General features: G+C 37.7%; 2 protein-coding genes. One reads left to right on the top strand and one right to left on the bottom strand.

Translation table 11 applies throughout. From position 1 onward, the window contains the following. The first annotated feature begins 93 nt into the window (after positions 1–93). Complete coding sequence (locus AC1DPQ_RS27500) at positions 94–321, top strand: glycoside hydrolase family 95-like protein (protein WP_477582259.1); 228 nt, start codon at positions 94–96, stop codon at positions 319–321. A 77-nt stretch (positions 322–398) separates the two neighbouring features. Here the strand turns inward: AC1DPQ_RS27500 and AC1DPQ_RS27495 are convergent, their stop codons facing one another. Continuing rightward, positions 399–1,289, bottom strand: coding sequence for a winged helix-turn-helix domain-containing protein (locus tag AC1DPQ_RS27495; protein WP_477582238.1), 891 nt, complete (start codon positions 1,287–1,289; stop codon positions 399–401). Positions 1,290–1,472 lie beyond the last annotated feature (183 nt).

The raw sequence follows: 1,472 nt of genomic DNA, 5'->3' as shown, positions 1-1,472 counted from the left end.
TAGTTAGTCCTGAAAATATTTTTTTGCATACCTAAGTATCAAAGTTGATATCATGTGTCCTTATGGAAATCAGCGCTCAAAAATCTGATCTAAATAAAAGGTCGTAAGGCCAGGGGGGGATTTGAGATAGCGATTACCTGGAAAAACATGAAGTTGCAGTCAGGGTCGATAAAATCAATAAATGGGAATGAATGTATTTTGCAGACAGATCTGCCAATAAGCATAAATGGAGCAAAGACCAGCTCCAAAAAAAATACCGGAGGTTATGAGACTAAGTTTAAAACCAGTAAAAATAAAACCTATCAATTGACCGCTTTATAGCAAAAAAGTTGGTCGTTCCCGATAAGGTTTAAAAATGCCAAATTGAATGCTAAAATATCACATCAGGAAGATTCTTCTTAAGCGTTAATTTCAAGTTTATACCCTTTACCCCTTATAACAACGATGTTGATATTGGGATCGAGTTCCAGTTTTTTTCTAAGTTTTGATATGAACATATCCAAGCTTCGGCCCACAATAACACCTTCATCTTCCCATATCTCTTTTTGTAACCGGCTTCTGTCTATAGTCTCATTGGGAGATAATGCGAAAATAAGCAATACACGGGTTTCCGTTCCGGTTAGTTCTATTGTTTTTCCATGTATTGTGAGCTTCCGATTTTTTGCATCGAACAATACCGAGCCCAAAGTGAATAGGCCAGTGTACTCCCCTTTAGGTAAAGTTTTTCGCCGCTTAACAGCGCTCAAAAAAATAAATCCAACAAAGGCTAAAAGTGGCAGGCCAGCCAGAAGATATCTATTTTTGGCTGTATTTATGCCCGTCGGTTTGAATTTAATGTTGATCATGTAACATGCCTTAGGCTGTTTTCTTCCTCTGCAGGTTACAATATCATCTTTTTTGTTTTTGGATATGGCATATCCATAAGCTACACTGGCATTGCCACAGTTTAGTACGTTAACAACATAATCACTTGTGAGCGGATCTTTGGTAAACAAACGCTGAGTGGTATTCACCAGGGAGTCGGGTTGAAAAGTTAGCTCATTCTCAAATGTGATCTGGTATTCATTTTCAGCGATCTTTTTTATGGGAAGAACCCTCGATATACTGTCGCCCGATTGGAGGAGTAGTTCGTGCCCGATCCGGCGGAGCAAAACTTCTCTTCTTGAGATATCAAAGTCGTCACTGCCAGTCATACTGAAAGCCACGCAGATTACAGAAATAAACGAAAGTAATATTAATCCGAACAGGTATTTGTGCTTCCCATAGAGGAGATTTCGAATAAGATCCATTTGTCGAGTTTTTATTTACAAAGTTTACATTTTTATTTGCAATCCTGGTTCTTCAGACGGAAAGATATCAAAGTAATTTCGATGAATCAATTTTATAGGATAAGAAACCATCATGATTTTGCCGAAGTTAGCAGGATATAAAATTAAATCATGATCCTTCATCTCATCATGATCCTTCATCTC

It is taken from the genome of Pedobacter sp. 01T416_2 (genome assembly GCF_056398925.1).
This window is presented reverse-complemented; position numbering and strand designations above follow the sequence as displayed.

Excerpts from the sequence above, each read along its gene's own strand:
- AC1DPQ_RS27495 (WP_477582238.1), bottom strand. The coding sequence starts at position 1,289 with ATGGATCTTATTCGAAATCTCCTCTATGGGAAGCACAAATACCTGTTC.